At 65.0% G+C, this 16,279-nt stretch carries 13 protein-coding genes; 10 read left to right on the top strand and 3 right to left on the bottom strand.

The genetic code is table 11. The annotated features are described in order from the left end of the window. Positions 1–476 precede the first annotated feature (476 nt). From QUW00_RS03125 to pstB, 4 genes are read left to right on the top strand one after another with little or no spacing between them, the layout of a single operon-like run. Positions 477–1,418, top strand: a complete 942-nt coding sequence (locus QUW00_RS03125; RefSeq protein WP_289612942.1) for a phosphate ABC transporter substrate-binding protein — start codon at positions 477–479, stop codon at positions 1,416–1,418. A gap of 56 nt (positions 1,419–1,474) precedes the next feature. Next, positions 1,475–2,386 (top strand): phosphate ABC transporter permease subunit PstC, encoded by a 912-nt coding sequence (gene pstC, locus QUW00_RS03120; RefSeq protein ID WP_289612941.1) that lies wholly within the window; start codon positions 1,475–1,477, stop codon positions 2,384–2,386. Then, on the top strand, positions 2,379–3,305 hold the full coding sequence (pstA, locus tag QUW00_RS03115; protein WP_289612940.1) for a phosphate ABC transporter permease PstA: 927 nt from the start codon (positions 2,379–2,381) through the stop codon (positions 3,303–3,305). The genes pstC and pstA overlap by 8 nt, the downstream gene beginning before the upstream one ends. After that, positions 3,302–4,138, top strand: a complete 837-nt coding sequence (gene pstB / locus QUW00_RS03110; protein WP_289612939.1) for a phosphate ABC transporter ATP-binding protein PstB — start codon at positions 3,302–3,304, stop codon at positions 4,136–4,138. The genes pstA and pstB overlap by 4 nt, the downstream gene beginning before the upstream one ends. A 311-nt stretch (positions 4,139–4,449) precedes the next feature. Here pstB and QUW00_RS03105 read toward each other — a convergent pair whose 3' ends face one another. Beyond that, positions 4,450–6,078, bottom strand: coding sequence for an amidohydrolase (locus QUW00_RS03105; RefSeq protein ID WP_289612938.1), 1,629 nt, complete (start codon positions 6,076–6,078; stop codon positions 4,450–4,452). A gap of 330 nt (positions 6,079–6,408) precedes the next feature. On the opposite strand from QUW00_RS03105, the gene QUW00_RS03100 reads away from it, so the two are divergent. From QUW00_RS03100 to QUW00_RS03075, 6 genes are all read left to right on the top strand, one after another. Next, complete coding sequence (locus tag QUW00_RS03100; RefSeq protein ID WP_289612937.1) at positions 6,409–7,662, top strand: M20 metallopeptidase family protein; 1,254 nt, start codon at positions 6,409–6,411, stop codon at positions 7,660–7,662. Positions 7,663–7,717: 55 nt separating this feature from the next. Continuing rightward, positions 7,718–9,055 (top strand): MFS transporter, encoded by a 1,338-nt coding sequence (locus tag QUW00_RS03095; RefSeq protein WP_289612936.1) that lies wholly within the window; start codon positions 7,718–7,720, stop codon positions 9,053–9,055. A gap of 72 nt (positions 9,056–9,127) precedes the next feature. Further along, on the top strand, positions 9,128–10,945 hold the full coding sequence (locus QUW00_RS03090; RefSeq protein WP_289612935.1) for an ABC-F family ATP-binding cassette domain-containing protein: 1,818 nt from the start codon (positions 9,128–9,130) through the stop codon (positions 10,943–10,945). 23 nt (positions 10,946–10,968) lie between these two features. Then, positions 10,969–11,331, top strand: a complete 363-nt coding sequence (locus QUW00_RS03085; protein WP_289612934.1) for a hypothetical protein — start codon at positions 10,969–10,971, stop codon at positions 11,329–11,331. Positions 11,332–12,005: 674 nt separating this feature from the next. Next, entirely contained in the window at positions 12,006–13,700 is a 1,695-nt protein-coding gene (gene pgi, locus QUW00_RS03080; RefSeq protein ID WP_289612933.1) for a glucose-6-phosphate isomerase, read from the top strand. Between the two features lie 389 nt (positions 13,701–14,089). Further along, entirely contained in the window at positions 14,090–14,752 is a 663-nt protein-coding gene (locus QUW00_RS03075; protein ID WP_289612932.1) for an HAD family hydrolase, read from the top strand. Positions 14,753–15,130: 378 nt separating this feature from the next. On the opposite strand, the gene QUW00_RS03070 is transcribed toward QUW00_RS03075, so the two are convergent. Continuing rightward, positions 15,131–15,403 (bottom strand): hypothetical protein, encoded by a 273-nt coding sequence (locus QUW00_RS03070; protein WP_289612931.1) that lies wholly within the window; start codon positions 15,401–15,403, stop codon positions 15,131–15,133. Between the two features lie 107 nt (positions 15,404–15,510). Beyond that, positions 15,511–16,272 (bottom strand): TatD family hydrolase, encoded by a 762-nt coding sequence (locus QUW00_RS03065; protein ID WP_289612930.1) that lies wholly within the window; start codon positions 16,270–16,272, stop codon positions 15,511–15,513. Positions 16,273–16,279 lie beyond the last annotated feature (7 nt).

Below are 16,279 nucleotides of genomic sequence, written 5' to 3'. Positions count from 1 at the left end.
AAGCGGCACGCCCCTTTTGCTTATGCGACTTACTCTAGGGGCGGGGACGTACGACTCGCTCGGGGGATGTGGGGATGGGCGACTTGCTTGGGATGCCGGGATGTAATTTCACCCTAGGGATTTTGTTGCATTGGGCTGGGTTTGCCCAGCCCAATGCAACAAAATCCCTAGGGTGAAATTACATCCCCGCATCCCCGGCCCGCATCCCCGGCCCGCATCCCCGGCATGAGCCCATGCGATCCCAGGTGAGCGAAGTCGTTCATGTTAGGCGAGAGACGAGGAAGCCGAGCAATTGTAAGGAGGCTGTAAGGCGGTAGAAATCAGCCGGTAATGCTTGGTCAGAGCATCGTAATAAGACGCGAACGAGCAAAAGGCCGCAGATTGCGCGCGATAGAGTACGTAGCGGAAACGCGGACGGGTATGCATGGCCGCCCGCACAGCTTGTTGCGAATCCTCGCATTCGCGAAAGGAGAACCATGTTCGACTACGCTTGCTCTCGTCGTCAGTTCCTCGGTCTCGCCGGTGGCCTCGCTGCCGTTGCGGGCCTCGGTCTCGCTGGTTGCGGCGGTGGCGGCACCACGACCGCCGGCTCCGCTGCCGCTGAGGGCTCCTCGCTCGTCGGCACCGTCACCTACGATGGCGCCTCTTCCTTCCAGGCCCTCGTCGAGGCTGCCGCCGAGCAGTTCATGAGCGAGAACACCGACGTCTCCATCACCGGCTCCGGCAACGGTTCGGGCACGGGCCTGACCGCTGTCGCCGACGGCACCGTCACCATCGGCAACTCCGACGTCTTCGCTGAGACCAAGCTCGAGGCCGAGCAGTGCGCCGACCTCGTCGACCACGAGGTCGCCGTCGTGGGCATGGGTCCGGTCGTCTCCATGAACGTCACCGTCGAGGACCTGACCCTCGAGCAGCTCAAGGGCATCTTCTCCGGCGAGATCACCAACTGGTCCGAGGTCGGCGGCGAGGATGCGGCCATCTACGTCATGAACCGCAAGTCCGGCTCCGGCACCCGCGCCACCTTCGAGGCCGCCGTCTTCGGCGCTGGCCAGCCCGAGTCCACCTTCAAGGGCGAGGCTGAGCTCGACAAGTCCGGCGACGTCGTGACCCAGATCGGCTCCACCGACAACGCGATCTCCTACCTCGACTTCTCGCACTTCGACGACACCAAGTTCAAGGCCATCAAGGTCAACGGCGTCGAGCCGACGAGCGAGAACGTCGCCACCAACGACTTCCCCATCTGGGCGACCGAGCACATGTACTGCAAGAACGACGCCGACGAGGCCACCACGGCCTTCCTCGAGTACATGCTCTCCGACGCCGTTCAGGGCTCCCTCGTGGAGGAGCAGGGCTTCATCCCCGTGTCCTCGATGACCGTCGTCAAGGACGCCGAGGGCAACGTCACCCCCAAGGAGTAGCGGTCCGAACACCTCGGACCACGCCCTGTACGTAGAACGTTTTCGAAAGGTGCGTTATGGCAAAGCAGATGCCGAAGCGCAGCCTTGAGAAGGTAGGCTTGAGTGTCACGGGCGCCTGCGTCGCGCTCGTGACACTTGTCGTTGTGGCGCTCATCTTCATGGTCGCGCAGCGCGGCTTGTCCACCTTCTACAAGGACGGCGTAAACATTGTAGAGTTCTTCACGGGCACGACGTGGAACCTCGCCAACACCAATGAGGCGACCGGCCTGCCGTTCACCGGTGCGCTGCCGCTGATCGTGACGTCGTTTGCCGTGACGGTGATCTCGACGATCATCGCGGTGCCCATCGCCATCGGTGCGGCCATCTTTACCGTCGAGATCCAGCCCAAGTTTGGCCAGAAGTACTTCCAGCCGCTCATCGAGCTGCTCGTGGGCATTCCGTCGGTCGTCTTCGGCCTCATCGGCTTCCACGTGATTGTCGGCGCCATGCGCGTGATCTTCAACGTCGACCTGGGCCTGGGCATCCTGCCCGGCTCGATCGTGCTTGCGCTCATGATTCTGCCCACGATCACCACGCTGTCCATCGACGCGCTGCGCGCCGTGCCCGACGGCTACCGCAACGGCTCGCTCGCCTTGGGCTACACGCGCTGGCAGACCATCTGGCACGTCGTCCTCAAGAGCGCCACGCCCTCGCTCATGACCGCGGTCATCTTGGGTATGACGCGCGCCTTCGGCGAGACGCTCGCCGTCCGCATGGTTATCGGCGGCGTCGAGGCTATGCCCGAGGGCCTGCTCGACTCCGCGTCGACCATCACCACGACGCTCACGACCTCCATGGCCGTCTACGCCACCGGTTCGGTCCAAAACGACGTGCTGTGGTCGCTCGGCCTGCTGCTCATGGGCATGTCGCTCATTTTCATCCTGATCATCCATCTCATCGGCGCGAAGGGGGCGAAGTCCCGTGGCTAGCATCTCCGCCGAGGCGCAAAACGCCCGCATCAAGCGCTCCATGCGCAACGACCGGATCGCCACCGGCATCCTTACCGCCATCGTGGGCCTCGTCATGGTCATCGTCATCTCGATGGTCCTCTACATCCTGGCCCAGGGCATCGGCCAGCTGCTGCAGCCGGGCTTCCTCACCGAGGCGTCACGCTCCAACGGCACCGAGGGCGGCATCGCCTATCAGCTGTTCGACTCCTTCTACCTGCTGATCTTGACGCTCATCATCTCGTTGCCCATCTCTTTGGGCGGCGCGGTGTTCCTCGTCGAGTACGCGCCGGAGGGCCCGATCACCAAGATCGCCTCGACGGCCATCGAGACCCTGTCCAGCCTGCCTTCCATCGTGGTCGGCATGTTCGGCTTCCTCATGTTCTCGGTGAACTTCGGCTGGGGCTACTCGCTCATCTCGGGCGCCATTGCGCTCACGATGTTCAACATCCCCATCCTCACCCGCGTGATCCAGCAGGCGCTCGAGGACGTTCCGGCAAGCCAGCGCGACGCGTGCCTGGCCATGGGCCTGACGCGCTGGGAGACCACCCTGCACGTCCTCATCCCGGCGGCCATGCCCGCCATCGTGACCGGCGTGGTCCTGTCTGCCGGCCGCGTATTCGGCGAGGCAGCGGCCCTGCTGTTCACCTCCGGCATGTCGTCGCCGGCGCGCCTGAACTTCTTCTCGCTCAACTTTGCGAGCCCGACATGCGCCTGGAATATCTTCCGTCCCGGTGAGTCGCTCGCCGTGCACATCTACAAGATCTACGGCGAGGGCAGCCCCGAGGCCCAGCACATCGTCTGGGGTACCGCCGCGCTTCTGATGATCTGCGTGTTGCTGTTCAATGTGCTGTCGCGCATCGCCGGCAAGGCGCTCGCAAGGAGGATGACTGCCGAATGACGAACGAGACCGATCAGTTCCTCAAAAACGTCGGTTCGAGCGAGATCTCCAAGCGCACCACCGGTGTCGCCATCTCCGACGAGGTCGTGCTCGAGACCCGCGACGTCAACGTGTACTACGGCGACCACCACGCGCTGCACGACACGAGCCTCGCGTTCCATAAGGGCGAGATCACCGCGCTCATCGGGCCTTCGGGCTGCGGCAAGTCCACCTACCTGCGCAGCCTGAACCTCATGAACCGCGAGATCCGCGGCTGCCGCGTGGAGGGCGAGATCCTCTACCAGGGTCGCAACATCAACACGACCAAGGAGAACCTCTACGAGCTGCGCCGCTCCATCGGCATGGTCTTCCAGCAGCCCAACCCCTTCCACAAGTCCATCCGCGAGAACATCACGTTCGCGCCCAAGCGCCACGGCATCAAGGACAAGGCCACGCTCGAGCAGATGGTGGAGGAGAGCCTGCGCGGCGCTGCCCTGTGGGACGAGGTCAAAGACAAGCTCGACCAGAGCGCCTTCGCCCTGTCCGGCGGCCAGCAGCAGCGCCTGTGCATCGCGCGCACGCTTGCCATGAACCCGGACGTCATCCTGTTTGACGAGCCGTGTTCGGCGCTTGACCCCATCTCGACGCTGGCCATCGAGGACCTCATGAACTCCATCGTGAAGGACCGCGCCATCGTCATCGTCACCCACAACATGGAGCAGGCCTCGCGCGTCTCCAACCGCACGGCCTTCTTCTACATGGGCGACATGGTGGAGTACGGCGAGACCGACCAGATCTTCCAGCGCCCCAACGACAAGCGCCTGAACGACTACCTTACCGGTATGTTCTCGTAAGCAAACGCTCCCGTATAACCCGTCGTGACGGTTCCTGTGCACCCCGAACCGACCGGCGCGGATTCCCATGCAGCGGCGGCGGCCCGACGATATGCGGGCCGCCGCTGTCTATGTATCGGGTTGGTTGGGGACGTGTTCCACCCAACCCAAAATGGGTTGGGTGGGGACGTGTTCCGTTCAACCCAAACGAGCCGAACCGAAGGTCGGCTCAAACCATGTGCCCAAAACCCGAACCGTAAACGGAATGAGGAGAATCCGCCAGTCCGCAGCGTCCCGCGCGGAACGCTGCGGCTCGTCAGCGAGGGCCCACGTCAGCGCTCGTAAACCTTCTTGCCGCGGATGTAGGTCGCTGCCACGCCGACGCCGTCGATCTCGTCGGCGGGTACGGCGTAGATGTCGCGATCAAGCACGGCGAAACTCGCCTTGTAGCCCGCGCGGAGCATGCCGAGCCCCTCGAAGCCCACCATCTTGGCGGCCTCGCGCGTGTAGAGGGTGATCGCCTCGTCGATGGTCAGGCGCTCGTCTGCGCCGAAGTCAAAGCCGTTGTAGGCATGGCGGGTGACGGCGGACTTGATGTTGGGGAAGGGGTCGGAAGGGACCGCCCACGAGGTCGCCGGCGCATCGGTCGAGATGCAGAGCGCCACACCCGCATCAAGCATCGTGCGGAACGGGTAGCATGAGCGGGTGCGCTCGGGCCCCAGGTTGGCAAGGTAGGTTCCGATCTCGGCGTAGGCAAAGATCGGCTGGGTCACGATGCCGATGCCGTCGCGGACAAACGCCTCGATCGCGGCCGCGGAAGGTGCGGTGACGTGCTCGATGCGCACGTGGGGGTAGGCGCCGTCAACCCAGGGCGCATGTCCGCAGAGGTGCTCGACCGCCCGGTCGATCGCGCGGGTGCCCATGGCGTGCATCGACAGCTGGCAGCGGTTCTTCTCGCAAAACGCGATGGCGCCATCGAGCTCCTCGGCGGTGCAGGTGGGAAAGCCGCAGGCGTCGGCATTCGCGGCGTCGCAGCCCAGATAGGGGCGGTCGAACCATGCGGTCTTGCCCGAGACGCTGCCGTCGGTGAGCAGCTTGATGCCGGCGCAGAACAGCTGACGGGAGCGGTCCTGCTCGGCGGGCGCGATGGTGTAGGCGGGGTCGTCTTTCACGTAGTCCCACAGCACGTAGGTGGCGATGTCCTGCGCAAGGCCCGCCTCCACCGCACGGGCGAGCAGGGGCTGGGCGTCGGTGCCGTCGAGCGTGCACATGTCGGTTGCCGCGACGATGCCCTGCGAGGCGAGCAGGTGCCCCAGCTCGACGAGGCTCGCTACGGTTTCCCCCTCGCTTGCGCGGGGGATGAAGGGGGTGACAAGGTCGCGCGCGGTCTCCTTTAGAACGCCGGTGGGCTCGCCGTGCTCGTCGCGCTCGATCTGACCGCCCTCGGGGTCGGGGGTGTCGCGCGTGATGCCCGCGATCTCGAGCGCGCGGCTGTTCACGCAGCGGATATGGCCGCAGGTGCGCATCATGCACACCGGGGCGCCATCGCTCGCGGCATCCAGGTCGTAGCGGTTGGGCGAGCGGCCTTCGGCGAGCAGTGCCTCGTCGTAGCCCCAGCCGTGGATCCAGGTGTCGGCGTCCTGGTGGGCGCGCTGTTCGCGGATGGCCTCGATAAGTTCGGCGATGGAGTTGATCTTGGGCGGCAGAGCCGAGATCTGACGGCTGTAGTCGGCAAGCATCACGGCGTGCATGTGCGCGTCCACGAAGCCGGGGATGACGCGCGCCCCGCCGAGGTCCACCGTCTCACATGCCGCGCCGACGTAGGCGGCTGGCAGATCGGCTGCCCATCCGACCCAGGCGATGCGCTCGCCGTCGACAACCATCGTGTCGGCGTGCGGGCTATCCGGGTCCTGGGTGGCGATCAGGGCGTGTTCGAAGCGAATTGGCTTGCTGGTGTCCATGAAGGCTCCTTCGTCGCGGCGTGTTAGCACAAGCATAGCCATCTGCCGACGGCGCGAGGGCCCTGATTCGGGGACGGGTCGATTTCAGTCATTTTGCGCGGGGCGACAGGGCTCGGGCGGAGGGCAACGGTATTCATGCACTATTAAAAAAGCGGGACCGTTACGCGAAAATACGGTCATCTCACCGATAGTCTATGCATAGACGTCAAGGTGTGGCAGGGGAGGAGTGCTAGTATCGGCTATGCATCGCGCCTCCGCCCGTGACAAGCGAGCGTCCCATATCGCCGCGGGCGGCGAGGCGCAATAGCCGTACGGAAAGGTGCGAAGACCATGGACCGACGCGAGATGCCCGTCGCCTGCTCACAGCTGATCGATGAGGCACGGGCCCTGCAGGACGAGATCGTGGCAGACCGCCGCGCGCTCCATCAGATTCCCGAGGTTGGCATGAGCCTGCCCGAGACCCGCGCGTTCGTGACCGCGCGCTTGGACGAGCTCGGAATTGCATGGCGCCCCTGCGGCGTCGTCTCCCCGCAGACCACCGAGAGCTACGAGCGCCTGGGCTACCACGACATCACCGAGTCGACCGGTGTGGTCGCCGCGGTCGGGCACGGCGGCCCGTGCATCCTGCTGCGTGCGGACATGGACGCCCTGCCCATCGTCGAGGACAACGACCTGCCATTTTGCTCGACGCGCCCCTGCAGCCACATGTGCGGCCACGATGCGCACGCGGCCATGCTGCTGGCGGCGGCGCGCATCCTGAAGCGTCACGAGGACGAGCTGCCCGGTACCGTGAAGCTCATGTTCCAGCCGGGCGAGGAGCTCGGCTACGGCTCGAAGACCATGATCGACGACGGCCTGCTGGAAGACCCTCATGTCGATGTCGCCTTCGCCCTGCATGTCATCGCCAACGCGCCGGCGGGGCGCGTTACCTACACGCCGGGTGTGGCGAGCGCTTCGCTCGATACCTTCGGCGTGCGTATCCAGGGTCGCGGTGGGCATACGTCCGCCCCGCAGCAATGCGTCGACCCGCTCATGGTGGCAAACCAGATATACCAAGCGGCCAACCTCTTCATGACGCGCGAGATCGATCCGTCCGCCTCCATCACGCTGTCGTGCGGGACCATGCACGGCGGGACGGTTCCCAACGTGCTGCCCGATACGGCCGAGCTGCAGTTTGGCATGCGTAGCTTCGATGTGGACGCCCGGGCGCACGCGCTTGCGCGCTTGCCGCAGATCTTTGAGTCCTACGCGGGGGCCTGGCGCGCGACCTGCGAGATCGCGACGTTCAGCTGCCCGTGCACCCGCACCGACCCCGACCTTGCCGCCGAGCTGGCCGGCGCTCTGCGCGCCGTCGCGGGGGAGGGGTGCGTGTCGAGCGATGTCCCCATGCCGGTGACCGAGGACTTCGCCTACGTGTCCGAGGCCGTCCCGAGCCTGTTCGTTCAGCTCGGCGCCGGCTCGCCCGACGCGGCTCCTCACCACAACCCGCATATGGTGCTCGACGAGAGCGTCTTTTGGATGGGCGCGGCGATGCACGTCGTCTGTGCGCTTACGTGGCTTGACGCCCACGCTGAGGCTCGATGACCCGAAGGGCGGCGCTGCGCAGCCGTCTTCGCTACGTTGAGAAAGGAAATCGACCATGACTCGGATGCAGACGGGCGACGCCCGCAGCGGCAAACCGTTCTTTGGCTGGTGGCTCGTGCTCGCGGGCTTCCTCATCATGGCGACGTGCTACACCATCATGGTGAGCGGCATGTCGCTGTTCCAGCCGCATATCGTGGCTGATCTCGGCATCAGCGTCGGCACGTACAACACCGCCAACTCGCTGTCCACGCTCGTGTCCATCGTGGGCGCGCTGGTGGTGGGCAACGTCGTGGACCGCGTGCCCGGGCGCATCCTGGGCGGCCTGTCGGTCGCCATCACGGCGGCAGCTCTGGTCGGGTTTGCCTGCGTGGGCGAGGCCTGGCAGCTGTTCGTGCTGTTCGCCATCGACGGCCTGGTCGTCGTCGCGGGTACGCGCTTGCTCATCTCCATCGTCGTGACCAACTGGTTTACCGCCAAGCAGGGTCTTGCCGTGGCGATCGCCCTGTCGGGTTCGGGCTTCGGCGGAGCGATTCTGGGGCCCGTGGTCAACGGCTTGATCGGCGCCTACGGGTGGCGCACCGCCTTCATCGTGCTCGCCGCAGTCTGCTTCATCGTGTCGTTCCCCATCACCGTGGCGGTATTTCGCAGCCGTCCGTCCGATATCGGCCTTGAGCCCTATGGCGCCGGTGACGCGGGCGACAGCGCTGCGGCCTCCTCGCGCGCGGGGGATGCGTCTGCTGTGGACGTCGAGGTCGGGTGGAGGCGCGTGCGCGTCCATCCCTCGTTTTGGATGCTCGTCGCCGGCTTCATGGTGATGGGTGTGTTGAACGGCGCGGCCATCCCCAACTCCATCACCAACCTGACCTCGGTGACCGTGGAGGGCCAGCAGGTCATAACCGGCGGGCACACGGCCGAGTTCGCCAGCATGTTCTACTCGTACAACATGATCGTGGTGCTCGTGTCCAAGATCGTCACCGGTGGGCTGTACGACCGCGTGGGCGTGCGCTGGGGCATCATCATCGGCAGCCTTGCCTGCCTGATCGGCAGTGCGGGCATGTGCTTCCCCGCGACGACCGTGGGCCCGCTCGTGGCGGCCACGTTCTTCGGCTTCGGCACGTGCATGGGCACGGTCGCGCCGCCGCTCGTCGCGGTGCGCCTGTATGGTACGAAGGACATGGGGCAGATCACCGGCTGGATCACGAGCCTCGAGATGCTCGGCTATGCGCTCGGCACCATCCTGTCCGGTGCGATCTTCGACGCGTTCCTGTCGTTTATCCCCATGTGGGTCGCATCCATCGTCGGCGCGGTCGTCATGCTCGCGCTGCTGCTCGCCGCCGCACCTGCCGCACGCGGCCTGGTCGAGCGCGTGCGTGCGGAGCAGAACGCGAAATAAGGCCGATGCCGCCCGGGTAACCTGCTAGGATGGAATGTCGGAAAACGACGGGTCCTGAGGCGGTGTTGCGCGATGGCCATTCTTCTTGGCTGCGATTCGGTACAGCTCGAGTTCGCGACGAAGCGAGTCTTCGATGCGGTCACGCTCGGCGTGAACGAGGGCGACCGCATCGGTATCGTCGGCCGCAACGGTGACGGCAAGTCGACACTGCTGTCGGTGCTTGCCGGCGCGCTCGTGCCCGACGAGGGCCGGGTGACGCACCGCCGCGACGTGCGCGTGGGGCTGCTCGGGCAGAAGGACGACCTCGATGACGCTGCGACCGTTCATGCGGCCGTGGTGGGCGATGCCCCCGAATACGAGTGGGCGTCGAGCCCGCGCGTGCGCCAGGTGCTCGACGGCCTGATCGCCGACGTTCCCTGGGAGGGCAAGGTCGGCGAGCTGTCGGGCGGCCAGCGGCGCCGCGTGGACCTCGCGCGCCTGCTCATCGGCACCTATGACGTGCTCATGCTCGACGAGCCCACCAACCACCTGGACATGCGCACCATCAACTGGCTCGCCGCTCACCTGAAGGCGCGCTGGACGGATGGCTCGGGTGCGCTGCTCGTGGTCACGCACGACCGTTGGTTCTTGGACGAGGTCTGCACGTCCATGTGGGAGGTGCACGACGGGCGCGTCGACCCGTTTGAGGGCGGCTACTCCGCCTACATCCTGCAGCGCGTTGAGCGCGACCGCCTGGCGCAGGTGGCCGAGGACCGCCGGCGCAACATGGCGCGCAAGGAGCTCGCCTGGCTGTCGCGCGGAGCGCAGGCGCGCTCGACCAAGCCCAAGTTTCGCGTCGAGGCGGCCCGAGCGCTCATCGCCGACGTGCCGCCGGTGAGAAACGAGCTGGAGCTCAAGCGGCTGGCGGTTGCGCGCCTGGGCAAGCAGGTGATCGACGTGCTCGATGTCACGGCTGGCTACGGCGATGCATCGACGGGCTCGTTCACGCCGGTGGTGCGCGACGCGACGTGGCTGATCGGAGCGGGGGACCGCTTCGGCCTGCTCGGCGAGAACGGTGCGGGCAAATCGACCATGCTCTCGGTGATTCAAGGGAAGCTGGCGCCGGCTGCCGGTCGGGTTAAGATCGGGCAGACCGTGCGCTTTGGCGTGCTGTCGCAGCAGCTGGATGAGCTGGCTCCCCATATGGACGAGACGATTCGCGAGGTCCTGTCGCGCTATAAGCGCGTCTACGTGGTGGACGGCAAGGAGACGAGCCCCGAGAAGTTGCTCGAGCGCCTGGGATTTACCACCAAGCAGCTCTGGAGCCGCATCGGCGACCTGTCCGGCGGCCAGCGTCGTCGCCTGTCGCTGTTGCTCACCATCTTGGACGAGCCCAACGTGCTCATCCTGGACGAGCCGGGCAACGACCTTGACACCGACATGCTCGCTATCGTGGAGGACCTGCTCGACAGCTGGCCGGGCACGTTGATCTTGGTAACCCATGACCGCTACCTCATGGAGCGCGTGACCGACCATCAGTACGCACTGATTGACGGCCACTTGCGCCATGTGGCGGGTGGGGTCGACGAGTACCTGCGTCTGGTGGAGCAGGCATCGGCGAGCAGGAGCGACGATGCGCCGAGGCCTTCTGCCGAGGAGCCCGCCGCGAAGCGCGACGATGGGCTGACCAATGCCGAGCGGCAGCGCCTGCGCCGCGAGGTGTCGTCGCTCGAGCGCAAGATCGAGAGCCGCCGCGCCAAGCTCGAGGAGCTGAAAGGTGCCATGGGCAGCATCGATCCGACGGATTACGCGGGCCTTATCGCCCAGCAGCAGGCGATTGACGAGGCGGCTGTCGAACTTGACGAGCTCGAGACCGCCTGGCTCGAGGCAAGTGAGCGTCTGGAGGTCTAGGCGCCCGGTCGATGGGAGTGGATATGGCACGTCTGCCGATCAACTGGTTAAGCAAGCGGGAACGCAGCCAGCTCGAGGGGCGCTGGTACAGCGTCGATGAGCTGACGGCGCTGCATGCGGCCTTGGAGCGGGGACAGCGACGGCGGATCCGTGCGTTTCTGATCGCCGCCTGCCTCGTGTTCGTGATCTCGGTGGTGCTTGTTGCCATGACCGGCTCCCTCACGGGCCTCACGCCAGCCTTTGTCTTTGCGGCGGCAGCCGTGCTTGCGCTGGATGTCCTTTGCCTGGCGGCGGTATGGGTGTTAGGGATCGCCCTGTACGCTTGGCAGTTCAATCGCGCCATCGACCGGGGCTATCCCGAGCTCGCTGGCAGGCTGCACCTGTAGATGCAGGTGCGGTTTCACGCGATGGGGGAAGTTTGATCGACGTGCTTACGGGCGGTGCGTGTCCTGCAAAGTGCCGCTTGCGTGCTTCTGAATGATATTGATGAAATATCCGAAGAAGTGCATATTTCTGTCCTCGTTCGTGAAGCCGTCCAGAGGCCGCCCTTCTAGGGCGCGGTTTTTCGGGGACAACACTCCACAAGCGCTATACCACCAAACAAAATCCCAGTTGAATCCTGCGGCGTTGTAGAGGGGTGTTTCCCCGCTTACAAAAGCGCTCTCAAAAACCGCGCCCTGGAGCGATACTCGATTTTGAAAGCCTCCGTCGAGAGCGCTTCGTCGGAAGGGCTCGAGTATTCATCGTGCTTCGGCGCTGATCTTTCCGCAGGGAGCGTAAGGAAAGCGCTTTCGAGACGTCCTGCGGAGCGGGTATGGGCCGATGGCGCATGGGACGGGCGCGGCCCGATGGCGCGTGGGGCGGACGCGGGCCGATGGCGCGGCCGGACCCGTCGCATGCATCGATGCCACTCGAAAAGGGGTCGGTAATATGGCCCCGTTCCGCGTCCCTGTGTCCCGCGCTGCGCTAAAATAAAGTCACTATGGTTGTTCGGCACGGGCGCCGCGAAGAAAAAAGGATCGCGGTCAATCCTGCCTGTGCTGAAAGGCAAGGAGGACACATGTCTACCGTTCCCGCTCCCATCGATGCGACGAGCACGGCCGCTTGGGCTGCGCTGCAGAAGCATTACGACGAGATGACCGCCGCCGGCGTGGACCTCAAGGGCTGGTTTGCCGCCGACCCCGATCGCGTGAAGAAGCTCAGCTACGACATGGGCGAGTTCCACATCGACCTGTCCAAGAACCTCGTCACCGACGAGACCATGAAGCTGCTCGTCGAGCTCGCGCGCGAGATGAAGATCGAGGAGCGCCGCGACGCCATGTACAGCGGTGTGCACATCAACACCTCCGAGGACCGCGCCGTGCTCCACACCGCGCTGCGCCGTCCAGCCTCCGATGCGGGCACCGTGTTCGACGGCGACCAGGACTGTGTCGCTGACGTTCGCGAGATGCTCGACCGCATGTACGCCTTTGCTGAGAAGGTCCGCTCCGGCGAGTGGAAGGGCGTCACGGGCAAGAAGATCGAGCACGTCATCTCCATCGGCATCGGCGGCTCCGACCTCGGCCCGGTCATGGTGTACGAGGCCCTCAAGCCCTATGCTGACGCGGGCATCGACTGCCGCTACATCTCCAACATCGATCCCAACGACATGGCCGAGAAGGTCCGCGGCCTCGACCCCGAGACCACGCTCGTCATCGTCGTGTCCAAGACGTTCACCACGCTCGAGACCCTCACCAACGGCCGTGAGGTCCGTACCTGGCTGCTCGACGCCCTCGAGGCCGCCGGCGCCATCGACGGCTCCGAGGCCAGCCGCGCCGAGGCCGTGAAGAAGCACTTCGTCGCTGTGTCGACCGCTCTCGACCTCGTCGCCGACTTCGGCATCGACCCCGAGAACGCGTTCGGCTTCTGGAACTGGGTCGGCGGCCGCTACTCCGTCGACTCCGCCGTGGGCCTGTCGCTCATCATCGCGCTCGGCCCCGAGCGCTTCGAGTGCTTCCTCAAGGGCTTCCATGATGTGGACATGTACTTCCAGAACACCCCGCTCGAGGAGAACGTCGTCGCGCTGATGGGCCTCATCAACGTGTGGTACGTCAACTTCTTCGGCGCCGAGAGCCACACGGTGCTGCCGTATAACCAGTACATGCACCGCTTCCCGGCCTACCTGCAGCAGCTCACCATGGAGTCCAACGGCAAGGGCGTGCGCTGGGACGGCTCGCCGCTCACTACGGCCTCCGGCGAGATCTTCTGGGGCGAGCCGGGCACCAACGGACAGCACGCCTTCTACCAGCTCATCCATCAGGGCACGCGTCTGATCCCCTCCGACCTCATCGCCTTTGTCAACACCCCGAATCCCAATAAGGACGGCGACCAGGACGTCCACGAGCTGTTCTTGGGCAACTTCCTCGCGCAGACCAAGGCGCTCGCGTTCGGTAAGACCGCCGACGAGGTTCGCGCCGAGGGCACGCCCGAGGAGCTCGTGACCGCACGCATCTTCACCGGCAACCGTCCGACCACCTCGATCTTCGGCATCGACCTCACTCCGCATGCGCTCGGCGCGCTCATCGCGCTCTATGAGCACATCACCTTCGTCGAGGGCACGGTCTGGGGCATCGATTCGTTCGACCAGTGGGGCGTCGAGCTCGGCAAGCAGCTTGCCAAGCAGATCACGCCTGCGTTCCACGACGACGAGGCGCTCGCCGCCCAGGACGCGAGCACGAAGGCGCTCATCGAGTTCTATCGCGCTCACCGCAAGTAGCGTTCGCTAGAAACGGGGTGATTTTGTAGCCCCTGCTGGGCCCGTCTCTTCCGCTGGAGGGGACGGGCCTTTTGCGTGACGGGGGAGGGTGAGCCGCAGCCGTCCTCTGGTGATTGAGCCTGCAGCCGCTTGTTGCCGATTGGGCCCGCAGACGCTTGTTGACGATTGAACTCGCAGCTGCTCTATGGCGATTGAGCCCGCAGCCGCCCTCTGGCCATGTCCCGGATTTGTGCCCCCGGGTTTGTTTCATATAGCAGCGTCTAACTGAGACAAACCCGAGGGCAAGAATTGATCCAAAGCGACCTCGGGGCATACAGGGCAGTGTCGGTGCGGTATCATGGCGGAACATGTGCCCTGCTACGTATGCGCGCAACGAGAGGATCGTTCCGATGTCATTTCCCTTCAAGGCGGTCATCTTCGATATGGATGGCGTGATCGTCGATACCGAGAAGTTCTACTTCGATGAGCTTGCCGTCATGAGCGACGAGCTGGGGCTCGGCATCACGCTCGAGGAGCGCAAGCGGCAGGTCGGCATGTCGCACCAGGACTTTCAGCGCAGCCTGCAGATGTGGGCGGCGCGCGGCGGCTACGGCGAGCTGACCGGCGGCGAGGCGGAGGATATCTACAACCGCTGGGCGATCGGCCGTCCGCGCCCGTATGCCCAGCTGCTCAACCCCGGCGTGCGCGAGACGGTGGCGGCGCTTCATGACATGGGCGTCCGCGTGGCGCTCGCTTCGTCCTCGCCGCTGGCAAACATCCGCGACGTGCTGGCCGCGTGCGGGCTCACCGGGAGGTTCGACCCGATCGTGTCGGGGGAGCAGTTTCATCAAAGCAAGCCCGACCCCGAGATTTACCTGCATACGCTTGACGTGCTGGGCCTGCCGGCCGAGGTGTGCTGTTGCGTCGAGGACTCCGTCTACGGCATCGCTGCCGGTCGCGCCGCGGGGTTGACGGTCATCGCCAAGCGCGAGGAGCGCTTCGGCTTTTCGCAGGAGGGCGCCGACCTCATCATCGACCAGGTCCCCGACCTGCTGAATGTAAAATTACCCTAGGGATATTTTTACATTGAGCGTTGGCTGGGGATGCGGACATATTCTTGGACCGGCGTAGGCGGCCAGCCCAAGGGGGATGCGAGCATATTCTTGGACCGGCCTGGGCGGCCAGCCCGAGTCACCTCGCGACCTGCTTTCAGGTCGATTCAACATGGTCTAGCTGGTACTATGACGCTGACCGCGCGCATGTCCTGACCGGATGATCAGGTGGCAACGGTCAGGCTAAGGGTGCCATTTTCGTACGTCTGCCTGCGACAATATAACGAGCCGGAAGCCTGCTTTGTCCTACGGGCCTCCTTGGGACCTTGTCCCCGTGGCGCAAAAGAGAAGGGCCGAAGCCCTCCTCTTTTCCCTGGACTGATTTGAATCGTGCTGCGATTACGCCGCTTGGCGTATCGGGCGGTTGTTCATGAACGGATGCGCGGAGCTGGCGTGCAGCTTGCGGCCGGATGCCGGCGCGACCCCTGACGGCGAGGCATCGATGGGACGGTGCGCCCACGCGACAGTATCGTCCTCGGTGTTCAGCCACCTCGAGGCGCGTGCCGCGAGCGCGGGCAGCGCGACCGACGCCGCCTCAAGGAAAAGGTACACGACGGCAAGCGAGGCGAGCATCCCTGCAAGCGTGCCGATATCGTACAGATCGAACATCATGGTCTCCTTTCCTCGTCGCGGCCTTACGGGACGGGCGGCAAAGCTGCCGCTCATATACTCAATACCCGCTTGAAGGGGAGATAAGCGCACGGATTTGCGAACGCCGCCTAGTCGATGGCGAGCAGCGCCGCGCTGCGCTCGACGATACGCTTACCGAGTTCGCACGCGTCGACGCCGCGGATTTCGGCAAGGTGAGAAAGGGTTTCCTCTAGCTCGTCTTTAATCGCTAAAGCAGAGTAAGGCCCATCACCCGGCGGCGCGTCGGTTTCGAGCAAAAGCGAATCCTCGGGGATGACGCGCGCGTACTCGCGCCCGCGTTTGGTGGCAAGCATCCGTCCGTTGATCGAGAACAGACAGCCCACCCGCCGTGCGCGGGTCAGCTCGTCGCTCGTGCCCGAGAACCAATGAATGATGCAGGCGGCGCTCCGGTCAAGGCCGTGGCGCTCGAGCACATCGAGTACGGTGCCGGTTGCGCGCACGGCGTGTATGGTCAAAAGCCGTCCGGGCAGCGGATGGGAGGCGCAGGCCTGGACGATGGCATCGAAGGCTTCTGTCTGCAGGTCAGCGCTGGCGGCGTGTCGCTGCGAGAAGTCGAGTCCGACCTCGCCCACGTAGGGGCACGAGGTGATCTGGGCCACGAGCATCTCGATGTCGGTGCGATCGCAGCGTCCGTCGTCGAGCCACCACGGATGCAGCCCCGCAGCGACGCGCACGGCGGGCGCATCCGCGTGGATCTTGCGGGCCTGAGCGAACGCTGCAGGGGTCACGGTCGCATCGAGCAGGCCGATGCCGAGCTGCGCGGCGTCGCGTGAGACCTCGGCAGCATTGGACATCAGCTCGAGGTGGCAGTGCATGTCGTAGAGCTTCATGCGACCT

It is taken from the genome of Collinsella tanakaei (assembly GCF_030373545.1).
Lineage (GTDB): Bacteria > Actinomycetota > Coriobacteriia > Coriobacteriales > Coriobacteriaceae > Collinsella > Collinsella tanakaei_C.
This window is presented reverse-complemented; position numbering and strand designations above follow the sequence as displayed.

Bases quoted from the DNA above. Each gene is read 5' to 3' on its own strand.
- QUW00_RS03125 (WP_289612942.1), top strand. From the start codon at position 477: ATGTTCGACTACGCTTGCTCTCGTCGTCAGTTCCTCGGTCTCGCCGGT.
- pstC (WP_289612941.1), top strand. From the start codon at position 1,475: ATGGCAAAGCAGATGCCGAAGCGCAGCCTTGAGAAGGTAGGCTTGAGT.
- pstB (WP_289612939.1), top strand. From the start codon at position 3,302: ATGACGAACGAGACCGATCAGTTCCTCAAAAACGTCGGTTCGAGCGAG.
- QUW00_RS03105 (WP_289612938.1), bottom strand. From the start codon at position 6,078: ATGGACACCAGCAAGCCAATTCGCTTCGAACACGCCCTGATCGCCACC.
- QUW00_RS03100 (WP_289612937.1), top strand. From the start codon at position 6,409: ATGGACCGACGCGAGATGCCCGTCGCCTGCTCACAGCTGATCGATGAG.
- QUW00_RS03095 (WP_289612936.1), top strand. From the start codon at position 7,718: ATGACTCGGATGCAGACGGGCGACGCCCGCAGCGGCAAACCGTTCTTT.
- QUW00_RS03090 (WP_289612935.1), top strand. From the start codon at position 9,128: ATGGCCATTCTTCTTGGCTGCGATTCGGTACAGCTCGAGTTCGCGACG.
- QUW00_RS03085 (WP_289612934.1), top strand. From the start codon at position 10,969: ATGGCACGTCTGCCGATCAACTGGTTAAGCAAGCGGGAACGCAGCCAG.
- pgi (WP_289612933.1), top strand. From the start codon at position 12,006: ATGTCTACCGTTCCCGCTCCCATCGATGCGACGAGCACGGCCGCTTGG.
- QUW00_RS03075 (WP_289612932.1), top strand. From the start codon at position 14,090: ATGTCATTTCCCTTCAAGGCGGTCATCTTCGATATGGATGGCGTGATC.
- QUW00_RS03070 (WP_289612931.1), bottom strand. From the start codon at position 15,403: ATGATGTTCGATCTGTACGATATCGGCACGCTTGCAGGGATGCTCGCC.
- QUW00_RS03065 (WP_289612930.1), bottom strand. From the start codon at position 16,272: ATGAAGCTCTACGACATGCACTGCCACCTCGAGCTGATGTCCAATGCT.